The 13,993-nt window shown below is 59.1% G+C and carries 8 protein-coding genes; 3 read left to right on the top strand and 5 right to left on the bottom strand.

The features are described 5' to 3' along the window. Window positions 1-367: 367 nt before the first annotated feature. The 3 genes from QM780_RS08400 (at window position 368) to QM780_RS08390 (ending at window position 3,985) form a co-directional block, all read left to right on the top strand. Window positions 368-1,147, top strand: coding sequence for a sugar transferase (locus tag QM780_RS08400; RefSeq protein WP_415070023.1), 780 nt, complete (start codon window positions 368-370; stop codon window positions 1,145-1,147). 450 nt (window positions 1,148-1,597) lie between these two features. After that, window positions 1,598-2,362, top strand: coding sequence for a LuxR C-terminal-related transcriptional regulator (locus QM780_RS08395; RefSeq protein ID WP_415070021.1), 765 nt, complete (start codon window positions 1,598-1,600; stop codon window positions 2,360-2,362). A 45-nt stretch (window positions 2,363-2,407) separates the two neighbouring features. Beyond that, on the top strand, window positions 2,408-3,985 hold the full coding sequence (locus QM780_RS08390; protein WP_415070020.1) for a glycosyltransferase family 2 protein: 1,578 nt from the start codon (window positions 2,408-2,410) through the stop codon (window positions 3,983-3,985). Window positions 3,986-3,987: 2 nt separating this feature from the next. On the opposite strand, the gene QM780_RS08385 is transcribed toward QM780_RS08390, so the two are convergent. From QM780_RS08385 to QM780_RS08365, 5 genes are all read right to left on the bottom strand, one after another. Next, the gene (locus tag QM780_RS08385; protein ID WP_415070019.1) at window positions 3,988-4,752 is read right to left on the bottom strand and encodes a family 16 glycosylhydrolase; all 765 of its coding nucleotides are present in this window, start codon (window positions 4,750-4,752) and stop codon (window positions 3,988-3,990) included. A gap of 99 nt (window positions 4,753-4,851) precedes the next feature. After that, window positions 4,852-6,306 carry a glucosyl transferase gene (locus QM780_RS08380; protein ID WP_415070018.1) on the bottom strand — a complete coding sequence of 485 codons (1,455 nt, stop codon included), beginning with the start codon at window positions 6,304-6,306 and terminating at the stop codon, window positions 4,852-4,854. After that, window positions 6,251-9,373, bottom strand: coding sequence for an efflux RND transporter permease subunit (locus tag QM780_RS08375; protein WP_415070017.1), 3,123 nt, complete (start codon window positions 9,371-9,373; stop codon window positions 6,251-6,253). Before QM780_RS08375 ends, QM780_RS08380 begins: the two co-directional genes overlap by 56 nt. 4 nt (window positions 9,374-9,377) lie before the next feature. Then, window positions 9,378-12,527 carry an efflux RND transporter permease subunit gene (locus QM780_RS08370; protein WP_415070016.1) on the bottom strand — a complete coding sequence of 1,050 codons (3,150 nt, stop codon included), beginning with the start codon at window positions 12,525-12,527 and terminating at the stop codon, window positions 9,378-9,380. Beyond that, window positions 12,524-13,843, bottom strand: coding sequence for an efflux RND transporter periplasmic adaptor subunit (locus tag QM780_RS08365; RefSeq protein ID WP_415070014.1), 1,320 nt, complete (start codon window positions 13,841-13,843; stop codon window positions 12,524-12,526). Before QM780_RS08365 ends, QM780_RS08370 begins: the two co-directional genes overlap by 4 nt. Window positions 13,844-13,993 lie beyond the last annotated feature (150 nt).

Genomic DNA, 13,993 nt, shown 5'->3' with positions numbered 1-13,993 from the left:
CGTTGGTGCCCGCTAAACCCTAATAATTGCCGAAAAGGGCGATCGAATTTGGCGATTCATCAAATTGAATGGAACGTATCTAAATATCGCGGTCATCTTTGACAAAGAACGACGTTGCTCACCAGCACCTCTGAAAAAAATCCGCGACATATATGACTGGCGCCCAATGCATTCCGCGTGCCTTCGATGATATGCAGCTAAAACACGAAGCGTGACGGCAGCCATCGTAATACCTTCGGCTTAGGGCCGCGATGCAATCATCGGACTTACATCTTTTGTCTCGCTTGGCTTTTTTGTGCAGTGCCCAAATAGTAAAAAAAGCCGTAACAATGAGTTCGATTTTACGCGTAGCGGGGCGTTGTAATTTATGTCGGTGTTCTCTTCGTTTGGAGGCTCGACCGTTGAACAGACCGGCGGTGGTCCTGTAGTCGTTTCGGAGCGGCGATCGGAACCACGCCTGTTAGATCGGAAGTTCGGGTCAAAGGCTTTTCTTCTCGGACTGCTGCAATCCGGCAGCGGTAAATATTCCAAGCCAATCGGCGGACATCTCAAACGTGCGTTTGATTTGCTAGTTGCGCTAGCTGCGGTCGTGGCTCTCTCGCCACTTCTCTGTCTGATTGCAGTCTCGTTGCGTTTGGCGACCGGCGGACCGGTCATCTATCGCCACCGCCGTGTCGGCTATGGCGGCCGGAGCTTTGATTGCCTGAAGTTCCGGACGATGGTGACGGACGGCGACGCTGTGCTTGAGCAGTATCTGAAAGATAACCCCCTCGCCGCCGAGGAATGGCGCCGCACCCGCAAACTCACCCGCGACCCGCGCGTCACCGAGTTGGGCTATTTCCTCCGCAAGACGAGCCTCGATGAATTGCCCCAGCTCTTCAACATCCTTCGGGGTGACATGAGCTGCGTGGGACCGCGCCCGGTTGTCGTCGAAGAATTAGAACGCTACGGCGAGCTTGCTCACGATTATTGCGGTGCGCGACCGGGTGTAACCGGCCTCTGGCAGATCAGTGGCCGCAGTCTGGCAAGCTACGAGGAACGGGTCCAACTGGATTCTGAGTATCTCAGAAAATGGTCATTTGCACGCGACATCTCTATTCTCGTGCGCACGCTCCCCGCCGTTTTGAAAATTGAACAAGCAGCTTGATAGGCGGCTGTCGAAACCGCCTCGAGGCAAGGGGACATCCCTGTGTCGTTCCTTTGCCGTTCATTTTGACTATGGCATTTATAGTTAACGCATAAGTTCAGAGTTAATTTTCTGTCCAGCTTGATTAACGACGGGGCACTTCGGCGACGAGTTCGCGCCTTCAAGCGTCTGAAATCGGGTCGGCGGATTATTGGCCTGCGACTTGCATATCTCTCATTCGGTGCGCTCCCAAATCCAAAAAGCACCAAAATTAGGCCCGGGGTGAATGCAGCGGCCGGCAAACGTAAGTCGGAGGGGTGTGACATTAATATTGCAAGATCCTCCCATTTGCGGTCCCAAAGAATAAGATGTAAACAAACAAAAAATTACCTGTAACTCTAAAGTGATGTTACTTACCTCTGGGTTAGTCCCGCTCGTCGATAGATGTATTGAAACGGAGAGTGTGTAAATATGAGTACTCCTTTTCAACAAACCGAGGCAGTCGCCGGTTTTGCGCTGACGGCGACCGATCCTCCGAAAATTGGATTAGTTAATTCCAATTCGGGTGACGCTTCTCCATTAACTCCGTCAATTGAACGTCTTTTAATCGTGATCGAGCCACGAGGGTTCGTTCGCAATTGCATCGTTTCTAGCTTTTCGAACATCGTGAACTTCGGCTGTATCGGTTTGGCGAGCGTCCGTGACTATTTGGCGCGCGATAGCCGTTCCGGAGAGGCAATCGTCGTGCTGTGCGCCATGGGAATGAGTGCTGCCGAAACCGCCTCTCAGCTCAATCAGTTGGCGACGTCGGGCTGCAATGATCCCTTGGTCGTCATGTCCGATTCAGACGATGGCTCGTTCATCATGACTATGATGGAAAATGGCGCCAAAGGCTTCATGCCGACCGATATCTCCTTGGAGTTGGCCGGGCATGCCCTGCGACTGGTCATGGCGGGCGGCCAATATTTTCCGATTTATCCATGGATGGCCGCGAAGCAGCTTTCGGAAGAAATGCCGCGAACGGGAAAGAATTGGGAAGGAATATTCACCCGTCGGCAAATTGCCGTAATCGACGCATTGCGGAAAGGCAAAGCCAATAAAATTATCGCCTATGAACTCAACATGTGTGAGAGCACCGTAAAGGTTCATGTGCGCAATATCATGAAGAAGCTCAACGCAAAAAACCGGACCGAGGTCGCCTATTTGGCCTCCGAATTGTTGGGCGCTCAGAATTAATCGGCGAGGACTGGAGCGGTTCTCGTTCTTGGTTAAGCAGATCAGATGAACGTTCTTCAAACGGATCCGATACCAGAGGTGACCGAGGGAAGAACGCGACCGTTCGCTGTCACGGTTTTCATTCTGGCACGGTTGTCCGCAGGTGGTACGCTTGATGCGGCCCGGGCCGTTCTCGCTCAGAATAAGACATCGGCAACGGTCGTCGTCTCGGACGCATCTAATCGGACCGATTCAGCGGCTGCCATCCAAGCAGCCGCGGGCACTCCTCGCCTCGCGTTGCTTGATGATGAATCGAAGCCAATTTCGGATTTCGTACAAACGGACAAAGACTGGTGCGTCTTTCTTCGCTCCGACGATGCTGCGGCGACAGTATGGAGCTCTGCCGCGATCGATTGCGCCGAATCGCTCGGCGCCGATATCATCATCGGCGAAAATGGATCGCAGCTCCCGCATCTCTACGACATTCCAGATGTCGAAACATTGCGTAAGGCGCTGCAGCGGGATCCGCAGCGCGTTGCTATCCGCGCCAAACACCTGGCAGGCGACGCAAGCTCTCCGGCCCAAGTTTTTCGTGAACTTCAAAACGTTTTGCAGTCCTGCTTCGGCAAGGCCGACCGTCTCATCGCCGCCTCCGCTCTGGAAACGTTGACGCCAGAAGCGATCGCACCTTTCATTCCCCTCCCTGCGCATTCGAATTCGAAACTCGCGGTTGGGATCTGCACCTACAATCGACTGGGTGGACTGAAACGTGTGCTTGCATCGATCGGCCGGCAGCGGCTTGCGGGCCGCGTCGATGCCGATGTTTCCGTGATCGTCGTCGACAACTCACCCAACGGATCCGCCGCTCGCATCGGACAAGCCTACTGTCCACGCTTTGAGTTTCGATATGTCGGAGAACCGCGAAAGGGATTGTCGAATGCCCGGAACGCGGCCATCGCCGAAGCGGTCAGCATCGGTGCAACGCGTCTTGCCTTCATCGACGACGATGAGATGGCGTCGGGCGATTGGCTACAAAAACTCGACGAGGCCATGGATTGCACCGGCGCGGCGATGGTTGCAGGACCGAGCCTGCCGGCGTTTGCGGCGCCTCCACCGAGCTGGCTGCCTGTGGAGTGTTACACGTACCGGCCAGCCGTGCTCAGTCGGTTCGTCACCGACGCATCATCGGCGAACGTGTTGGTTGACATCACTCGGCTGCAGAAATTCGATATCCGCTTCGACGACGCTTTCAACGAGACAGGCGGCGAAGACACGCACCTCATCGCTCAGCTCCTCGACAAAGGGCAGAAGATTGCTTGGTGCGAGAGCGCCTACGTCTGGGATGCGATCCCGGCTGCGCGCATGCACCCACCCTGGCTATTCCGACGGTGGTATCGCACCGGCATAACGGAAGCGCGCTTGATCAATTTGCGAACCGGCGGGCCATCGGCGATGTTGAAAAATATCGGGAAGGGCTTGCTCCGACTCGGCTACGGCGCTTTGCGCATCATCTGGACGTTGGCGACGCCCGGGCGGGCACATCGTCTCGTTGCCAGCGCATTCACGATCTGTAGAGGCGCCGGATACCTCGCCGGCGCGTTCGGTCGAAACTACGCCGAGTATTCCAAATCTCGCTATCGCTGAAGCTACCGTTTCAATTTGCAAAGGAGGGATTCGGGAAACTGGCAGCTCTCGCCGGCCTTGGTGAAGGCGACCCATGCGAAGCGCGCGGCGAGCGTTTCCGACTGCGCTTTGAACGGACCCAGCCAATCCGTCAAAGTCATGCTGTTCCAGATCATCAGGAAGATGCGCATTTTGTGCGTTGGAAACGGCATGTTGTCTGACTTTATGACTTCTCTCACCAGCTTGCCGTTGATGTACCAGCGAAGCGCGTTCGGAGCCCACTCGAAGGCATAATCGTTCATGCCTTTGGATGAATCGGAGCCTACGTCGACCAACTGCGGTCCCTGCGGCTTTGCGTCGACGAAATAATTGAGCTGCACCTTGTTGGTATCGCGCCCGAGGACTTCAAAGTCGATTTCATCTCCGGGCTGATTGAGCGGCGGACCGCCGGCGTAAGCGAAAAACGCGCTGACGGTGCCCGACGCCGCAGCCGACTGCATCCGGGCTTCATATGTTCCGTATCCGAATACCTGTGTCGATTGGACCGATGCACAGGAATAGTCGCGGTCCTTGAGCTTCTGCGCCTTCAATTCGACGCTCAAGGCGCCGTCCGCGATGGCAACGTTGTTGTCTGAAAAGGTACACGCCTGCCAATCGCCGTTTGCCCAGCCGTCGGCAACGTACCAGAAACTGCGGCTCAGCCGGTCGAAGCGTTCGACGAACGACTTTCCTGTTTGTTCGTCGGCTCGCGCGTTAGCGGTTAGGCACGAAATACCTACCGCTGCCATAGCCACGGTGCCAAAAACGCACCCCCGCCCGAGCATTCTTGAGAAATGGCCAATTCGCACGAAGGATTGGAGCATGGAATGGTCCCTAACGCTCAGCACTCACGGGCCATAGTCGCAGTTTGGCCGGGCATCGTCGCGGCGACAAATCTGCGCTAATTTCTGAAGCAATCGGTTAGTATCTAGGGTATCGACGAATGCCGACCGCGGCTTCGATCTGACCTGCTCGGCCATTGCATCGTAGTCAGTGAGATTGAGCGTAGCGAAAAAAGCCTCAAGCGAGTCTTCGAATGGCTCAGCCAAGGCCCAGCCCCGGCCATCGTTGGCGACGATATTGCCGGTCGCTGTGTCCATTCGCGCCAGGGCGGGGATGCCGTGCAGTCCGCCCTCGTAAAGACGGTTTGGAATTAGCCAGTCGGAGTTGGCTCCGCTCGCACTGAAATCTACCGCCCACGTCAAATCGACCGCGCCGTAGATTTCAACGAGATCCTTCGGGTTTTGATAGGTTCCGTAATAGTGCACGTTAGGTGTTTCCTTGGCCACTCGTTCGAGGACGTTCTTGGTAATGCCGTCAGTCTCGGACGGAAGTCCACGAATATGAACGGCGACATTGCTTGAGGGCCGGGCGGCAAGTTCTTGAAGCGCGCGGAGGCTGCGACGACATCTCAGTACGCCAAACCAGCCGATGATCCATGGCGCGCCATCACCCCGTCGACGAGATGCGGACATTTCCGGCGCTGAGGACACCTTGTTCTCAAGGAGAAACCACGATCCGGCATAACCTTGAACTGGCTCGAAATAGCGCTCCATGAAGGTCGGTGAGCTGACAACCAGAAGTGAGATCGAAGAAAGAAGTCGGCGTTCCGAAAACCTGAGCATTCGTCCGAAGAGCCCAGGCCTCGTAAAAGCGGGATGAACATCGAGAGCTTCATAGACGAGCGGCGCCTTTGACCAGCATAAATGTTTCGCAACGAAAGCAATAAACAGCATGTCGATGTTGCGGGCATAGATGATATCGGCAGCACGCAAACGATCTCGGTTGCACCAGATCGTGCGAAACGCCGCCAGCAATTGAATAAGCCTGCGTCCGTAATTGCCGTCGCGCGTCTTGCCGAGATCGATATTGGGCCAGAACGGCGCCGCGGCAGCCTTGTCATGGTCGCGGGAAAACATGAAGCCGGAGACGCGCGCATTCCGCCGTTCGAACGCATCAACTCGCTTCCTGATAGTGCTTTCCGTCCAGTCGTGACCGAAAAACGCAATCTGCAATGGTTGTAGCGCGATCCCGCCGGCTTCAAGTCGGTCTGAAGGCGAACTGTCTGTTGTCTGGGCTTGATCAACGCTCATTTGTGCGTTCCGGGCGTCGAGGGAATTTCGCGAAGAACCAGGATTGCGATAGGGCTGTGCTAGCGCGTCCATATACTTCGAATTTGTGAATGAACGTTGCGACCTCCACTCTAGCGCGGAGGCCAGGCGCGCGAAATGATATGTTTGGTTTTGCTTACTGCGACCGTGCTGGAGCGGCCGGAATCTGTGCCGTCGGTCCAGCCCTGCCAAACCGCCCCTTCACCCTTTCCAGCATCAAATAAATCACCGGGGTCGTGTAAAGCGTCAGGATCTGCGACACGACGAGGCCGCCGATGATCGTGATGCCGAGTGGGCGACGCAACTCTGAGCCGGGCCCGATCGCAACCGCAAGCGGGATGGCTCCGAGCAGCGCCGCCAGCGTCGTCATCAGAATGGGCCGGAATCGCTGCAGGCACGCATCATAAATCGCGTCATAGGGCGAGAGGCCCTGCTCGCGCTCGGCATGGATGGCGAAGTCGACCAGCATGATGCCGTTCTTCTTGACGATGCCGATGAGCAGGATGACGCCGATCAGCGCGATCACCGACAGGTCCATGCTCGCCATCTGCAGCGCGAGCAGTGCGCCGAGCCCCGCCGATGGCAGCGTCGAGATGATGGTCAGCGGATGCGCGAGGCTTTCGTAGAGAACGCCGAGCACGATGTAGATCGAAATCAGCGCGGCGACGATCAGCAGCGACTGCATCCGCGCTTGCTCTACGAACGCCTTGGCGTCGCCCGCCGGTTCGCCTCGGATCGAATCCGGCATGTGCAGTTTCTGCAACGCTGTGTCGATCGCTTGCAGGCTGGTGTCCATGCTGACGCCGGGCTTCAGACTGTAGTTGATCGTCACGGCCGGGAACGGTCCCTGATGGTTGACCACCAGCGGCGCGACGCTCTGTGTCAGCGTGACGAGACTTGAAAGCGGGACCTGCATCGACCTGTCGATCGTCGGAACGTAGATCCGCTTTAGATCCTCCGGCTGACGCTGCAGTTTAGGATCGGCTTCGATGACGACCTTGTATTGATTGCGGTCGGTATAGATGGTCGAAAACTGGGTTTGGGCAAACGCATTCGACAAGGCGTTGTCGATGTCGGCAATCGCCACATTCATGCGCGAAGCGACGTCACGATTGATGTTGACGTTGAGCTGCAGGCCGCCGGCCTCGCGGTCGGAACTCACATCCACGACGCCGGGAATGGCGCGTACTGCGGCCAGCGCCTTCGGCGCCCAGGTGTAAAGATCATCATCGCTCAAAGACCAGAGCGTATATTGATAATCGGCCTTGCCCGAACGCGCACCGGCGCGGATATCGCGCGACGGCATCAATCGTGTCGCAAGTCCGACGATTTTTCCGAGCGGCTTGCGTAGCCGGTCGATCACCTCAGCGGTCGGCACGTTGCCGCGCTCATTGACCGGCTTCAGGCTGATGAACATGCGGCCCTGATTTTGCGTCGGGTTGGGACCGCCCGCACCGACGGACGAGCCGATGTTGTCGACAGCCGGGTCCGCCAGAATGACCTTCAGTGCCTCGTCCTGAAGCTGTTTCATCTCAGCGAAGGAGACGTCCGCGTTCGCTTCCGTGGCAGCGATGATGAGCCCTGTGTCGTCCTCGGGCAGGTAGCCCTTCGGCAGCACCGCGTAGAAGTGCACGGTCAGAACGATGGTCGCGATGAAGATCGTCAGCATGATCAGCTGATTGCGCAACGCGATCCTGAGGGTGAAGGCATATGCCCGCACGACGAGGTTCAGAATACCTTCGAACATCCGGTCGGCGAGATTGCGATGCTCTTCCGCCCCGGCCTTGATGAAATGCGCGCAGATCATCGGCGTGACCGTCAGCGACACGATCGCGGAAATGACGATCGCAAACGTCAGCGTCATTGCGAACTCGTGCAGAAGCCGTCCGACAATTCCGGTCATGAACAGCACGGGGATGAACGCTGCGATGAGCGACACCGAGATCGAGATGACAGTGAAGCCGATCTGGTGCGAGCCTTCCAGCGCCGCCGCCATCGGCTTCATGCCTTTTTCCATATTCCGGTAGACGTTCTCGATCATCACAATCGCATCATCGACGACGAAGCCGACGGCCACCGCAAGCGCCATCAGCGTCAGGTTATTGATCGAGAATCCGGCGACCCACATCGCCGCGCATGTTCCGGCAAGTGAAAGCGGAACGGTAATGCCGGCGGCAATGGTCGGCGTCGATCGCCGGAGAAACACGAACACCACCGACATCACCAGCAGGATCGTCAATGCGAGCGTGTACTGCATGTCGTGGACGGACGCGCGGATCGTCGTCGTCCGATCGGTGAGAATGGAAATGTCGATGCCCGCCGGGATCCATTCCCTGAGCTGAGGTAGAATGGCCTTCACCCGGTCGACCGTGTCGATGACGTTGGCCTCTGCCGTCTTGGTGATGATGAGCAGGACGGCCGGGTCCATGCCGAAGCGCGCGATCGAACGTGCGTTGCGCGTCGCCCTCACGACCTTGGCGACGTCGCCGACCTTGACGACATTACCGTTCGGCAGGTTCTTGACGACGATATCCTCGTAGTCTTCAGGGTCCGTCATCTGCGCATTGGATTGCAGGACGATCGTCTGGCTTGCCGTGTCGATCGAGCCGATCGGCGACAGGTCATTGGCCGCCGAAACGGCATTCTTGACGTCATCGAAGCTGATGCCCATCGACGCGACGAGCGCCGGATCGATCTGGATTCGCGTTGCCGGCTGATCCGCGCCGCTGACTGTCACGTCCGCAACGCCCTCGACCTGCGAGATCCGCTGGCCGATGATCGTGTCCGCCGTATCGTAGATGTCGCTCGTCGTCATCGTCTTGGACGTGAGCGCCAGAATGAGAATCGGTGCGCCGGAAGGATTGTATTTCCGGTAGGTCGGCACTTGCGGCAGATCGCCGGGAAGGTCCGCCGTCGCGGCATTCAGCGCAGCCTGCACGTCGCGCGCCGCACCATCGGCGTTACGGTTGAGATCGAACTGCATCGAGATCGACGTCGATCCAAGCGAACTCGTCGATGTCATTTCGGTGACGCCGGCGATCTCGCCGAGCCTGCGTTCGAGCGGCGAGGCGACGCTGGCCGCCATCGTCGACGGATCGGCGCCGGGACGCGAGGCCATGATACGAATGGTCGGAAACTCGATCGACGGCATGCTCGCGACCGGGAGGACCATATAGGCAACGGCGCCGACCAGGAACAATCCGATCGCCAGAAGCGCCGTTCCAATCGGCCGTTCGATGAAGATGCGTGAGACGTTCATGCGTCTACTCCGCCGCCTCACGGTTGCCCGGCGCTGCGGAAGCAGGGCGCTCCGGCATTACGGTGATGGGTTCGCCATGCTCATCAAGCGCCCGCGCGCCGCCGAGCCGCGCTCTGAGACGCTCCATCGCCAGATAGATGACCGGCGTCGTGTAAAGCGTCAGCAACTGACTGAGCAGCAGGCCGCCGACGATCGTGATGCCAAGTGGATTTCGGAGCTCCGATCCCGTTCCGCTCTCGAGAGCCAGAGGCAGCGCGCCGAACAGCGCGGCGAGCGTCGTCATCATGATCGGGCGGAAGCGCAGCAGAGCCGCCTCCTTGATCGAATCCCTCGGCGACAGCCCACGCTCGCGCTCCGCATCGAGCGCGAAGTCGATCATCATAATGGCGTTCTTCTTGACGATGCCCATCAGCAGGATGATGCCGATCAAGGCGACGAACGACAGGTCGTTGCCGGTCAGTTCAAGAGCCAGCGCCGCGCCGATACCCGCCGACGGCAACGTCGTCAGAATTGTGAACGGATGAATGAGGCTCTCATAAAGGACTCCAAGCACGATGTAGATCGTGACGATCGCCGCTAGGATAAGCCACGGCTCGTTCTTCAGCGATTTCGAGAATTCCGCGGCGTCCCCGTAGAACGTTCCAGCCACCGTCGCCGGCAGGTCGATTTCTTTTTTGGCGGTGTCGATCGCAGCCAATGCGTCGCTCAATGACGCCTTGGGCGCCAGGTTGAAACTGATCGTGATTGCCGGAAATTGGTCCTGATGGCTGATTGCGAGGGGCGCCGTCCCGTACTTAATCGTCGCCACGGCCGTCAGGAGCACCGGCGTTCCCGCGGTCGTTGATGCAACGTAGAGCCGGTTGAGGCGCGAGGGATCGCTGCGATACTGCGGCGCGGCTTCGAGAACGACGCGATATTGGTTCGCCTGCTCATAGATGGTGGAGACCTGCCGCTGGCCGAAAGCGTTGCTCAGCGCATCGTTGATCGCCTGCATCGTCACGCCGAGGCGGCCGGCCGTGACGCGGTCGACATCGATCCGGGCGATCAGCCCCCCGTCGACTTCCTCGGTCGCGACGTCGCGCAAGAATGGCGATGCCTTCAGCGCATCCGTCATTTTCCTCGACCATTCGGCGACTTCGTCGGCGTCTGTGCTGGTGAGCGTGTACTGATAACGCGCGCGGCTCGTCTGCGTCGAAATCTGGACGTCCTGCACCGGCTGGAAATAGACCATCGTGCCGGGCACGGCTCTGACCGCGTGTTTCAGCCGCTGGATAATCTCCACGACGTTGGCCTCGCGTTCGTCGCGCGGCTTCAGCATGATCTTGAGGCTGCCCGCGTTCTGAGTGGCGTTGAGCTGCCCGATGCCGACGATCGAGGCGACGCCCGCGACATCCGGATCGCTCGCGGCGATCGCTGCGACGTCCTTCTGCACTTTCGTCATCTCGTCGAAGGAAATCTGCGGCGCGCCTTCAACCACCGCAGTGATCGCTCCGGTGTCCTGGTCGGGCAGGAAGCCCTTCGGAATGATGATGTAGAGCCAGATCGTGACTGCGAGCGTCAGAACCGCAACCAGCAGCGTCGCGCCCTGATGCCGGAACACGAATTCGAGCGAGCGATCGTAGGCGCGAATAACGCTCTCGATGAAACGGCCGATCACGCCGGATTTCTCGTCGTGACCGCCGCGCAGAAGCTTCGAGCACATCATCGGCGTCAGCGTCAGCGACACGACCGCCGAGACGACGACCGCGATCGTCAGCGTCAATGCGAACTCCCGGAACATGCGGCCCACAAGGCCCGTCATGAACAGCAGCGGAATGAAGACCGCGATCAACGACAGGGTGAGCGATATCACGGTGAAGCCGATTTCGCGCGCGCCTTCGAGGGCGGCCTTCATCGGCTTCTCGCCCTTCTCGATGTGGCGCACGACGTTCTCGATCATCACGATGGCATCGTCGACCACGAAGCCGGTTCCGATCGTCAGCGCCATCAGCGACAGGTTGTCGAGGCTAAAGCCGCAGAAGTACATAACGCCAAACGTGGCGATCAGCGAAACCGGAAGCGCCACGCCGGCGATGATCGTCGCGCGTATCGAGCGCAGGAACAGCAGCACGACCATGACGACCAGCCCGACGCTCAAGACGAGTGTGAACTGCACGTCATGGACCGAAGCTTCGATCGTGCCGGTGCGGTCGCTGACAATCTGCAGGTTGACGCCGGCGGGCATCGACCGCTCGACCTGAGGCAGCTCCGCCTTGATGCGATTGACCGTCTCGATGACGTTGGCGCCAGGCTGCCTTTGCACATCAACGATGACGGCAGGTTTGCCCTTGTACCAGCCGCCGACGCGCGTGTTTTCGAGGCCGTCGCTCACCTTGGCGACGTCCTTGATGCGCACCGGCGCATCATTGCGGTAGGCGATGATGACGTCTTCGTAGATCTTGGACTGATCGATCTGATCGTTGGCGGCGATCGTATAGGATTGCTTCGGCCCGTCGATCGAGCCTTTGGGACCGGAGACGTTGGCGCTTGCGATGGCGGCGCTGAGGTCTGCCATGCTGAGGCCGTAGCTCGCGAGCCGCGACACATCCGCTTCGACGCGCACCGCAGGCTTGATGCCGCCTTCGATCGAGACGTGACCGACACCCGATACCGAAGCCAGCCGCTGGGCAAGGAGCGTATCGGCGAGATCCGATAGCGACCTGAGCGACTGCGTGTCCGACGTCAGCGCCAGGGTGACGATCGGCGTATCCGCCGGATTGACCTTCGAATAGGTCGGCGGATAGGGCAAACTCTTAGGCAGCGTCGAGCCCGCCGCGTTGATCGCCGCCTGCACGTCCTGCGCGGCGGCGTCGATATCGCGATCGAGCGCGAACTGCAGCGTGATCCGGCTCAAGCCAAACGAGCTGGTCGATGACATCGACGCCAGCGACTGTATCTGCCCGAATTGGCGCTCGAGCGACGCCGTCACCAGCGTCGACATCGTCTCCGGGCTGGCGCCCGGCAGTTCGGTCGTCACCTCAACCGTCGGAAAATCGACCTGCGGCAGCGATGAGATCGGCAGCGCCAGATAACCGAGGATGCCACCGAGGATGGTTGCGATCGCGAGCAGGGATGTCGCGATCGGCCGCTCGATGAAGGGCCGGGAAACACTCATGGCGATGCGCCGTTGTCCCGATGGTGGGAATGATGCTTGCGCTCGTTCGTGGTCGAGCCGGTGACCAGCGCGGCCTCGGTCGGTGCCTGTGCCGACGGATCGGTGCCGTTGGCCGAAGCGGACTTCTTGCCATCGGCGGATTTATCCGGCCGCGGCTTTTGCGATCCAGGTGCCGACGTCCCGTCGCTGATCGAGACGGTCGAGCCCTCCTTCAGACGGGCGAAGCCGCTTGTCACGACTTTCTCGCCCGGCGTCACGCCATCGGCAATGACGGCCCATTTGTCGTCCTGACGCGAAACCTCGACCGGCCGCATCGAGACTTTGTTGTCGCTATCGACGACGAAAACATAAGTGCCGTCCGGGCCGCGCTGCACCGCTTCGGTCGCCACCACCGTCACGCCCTTGAGCGTATCGACCAGGAGGCGCACGTTGACGAACTGCCCCGGCCACAGCTGGCGTTTTTCGTTCGGAAATTCGGCTTTGAGCCGGATCGTGCCGGTCTGCTGATCGACCTGATTGTCGATGACCTTGAGCGAGCCGACGTCGAGTTCCGTCTGGCTGTCGGTTGAAAGCGCGGTCGCCGTCAGCGGTCCGGCCTCGATCGCCTTGGTCAGCGTCGGGAGCTGCTGCTGCGGCAGCGTAAACAGTGCCGTAATCGGCTGCACCTGCGTGATGACGACGATGCCGGCCGTGTCATTGGCGTGCACGAGATTGCCTTCGTCGACGAGTCGGATGCCAGTCCGCCCGTCGAACGGCGCGACGATGGTCGTGTAGCCAAGGATCGCCTGTGCATTTTCGATTGCCGCGACGTCCGACTTGATCTGAGCTTCCTGCTGCTTCATCAGCGCCGTCTGCGTGTCGATCTGCTGCTGCGAAATCGCCAGCGTTCCGACCTTCTGATAGCGTTCGAGATCGCGCTTGGTGTTGGCGAGCAACGCTTCGTCGAGCGCCTTTTTCGCTACCGCTTGATCGAGTTGGGCCTGGTAGGTCGCCGGATCGATCTTGGCTAAGACATCGCCTCGCTTGACGTCCTGGCCTTCCTTGAAATTGACGCTGAGCAGCCGGCCGTCGACTTGGGCGCGGATCGTTGCGGTGTTGAGAGCTTTGATCGAGCCGACGCCTTCGAGGTACACCGGCACGTCCGTCGTCTCGGCATTCTTCGCGATCACCGATACCGGCCCGCCGAAGCCGCCGTTACGCGTGCGGGCGCTCTGGCTCGCGCTTTCGGGCGCGCCATTATGCGTCGTGTAATAATAGACGCCGCCCGCTATCGCCCCGATAACGACGACCGTTGAAACCCACCGCATCAGCGCCATAGTGTCTCTTTTCAGCTCTCATCAGAACTTCCGGCAGTCCCAAAACGTCTGAGCGCCCAGAAGTCCTCTCCCATACACCCGGAGAGGGAAACGTAGCGTTCAGCTAAATCCGTTGCCCCGGCAAGCGATGCTTCTGCATCTCGTGCCCCC

This window comes from Hyphomicrobium sp., from assembly GCF_047600905.1.
In the GTDB taxonomy this organism is placed as follows: Bacteria; Pseudomonadota; Alphaproteobacteria; order Rhizobiales; family Hyphomicrobiaceae; genus Hyphomicrobium_B.
The sequence above is the reverse complement of the archived record's forward strand: the minus strand, read 5'-3'. Positions and strand labels throughout refer to the sequence as shown.

Excerpts from the sequence above, each read along its gene's own strand:
- QM780_RS08400 (WP_415070023.1), top strand. The coding sequence starts at position 368 with ATGTCGGTGTTCTCTTCGTTTGGAGGCTCGACCGTTGAACAGACCGGC.
- QM780_RS08395 (WP_415070021.1), top strand. The coding sequence starts at position 1,598 with ATGAGTACTCCTTTTCAACAAACCGAGGCAGTCGCCGGTTTTGCGCTG.
- QM780_RS08370 (WP_415070016.1), bottom strand. The coding sequence starts at position 12,527 with ATGAGTGTTTCCCGGCCCTTCATCGAGCGGCCGATCGCGACATCCCTG.
- QM780_RS08385 (WP_415070019.1), bottom strand. The coding sequence starts at position 4,752 with ATGGCAGCGGTAGGTATTTCGTGCCTAACCGCTAACGCGCGAGCCGAC.
- QM780_RS08390 (WP_415070020.1), top strand. The coding sequence starts at position 2,408 with ATGAACGTTCTTCAAACGGATCCGATACCAGAGGTGACCGAGGGAAGA.
- QM780_RS08365 (WP_415070014.1), bottom strand. The coding sequence starts at position 13,843 with ATGGCGCTGATGCGGTGGGTTTCAACGGTCGTCGTTATCGGGGCGATA.
- QM780_RS08375 (WP_415070017.1), bottom strand. The coding sequence starts at position 9,373 with ATGAACGTCTCACGCATCTTCATCGAACGGCCGATTGGAACGGCGCTT.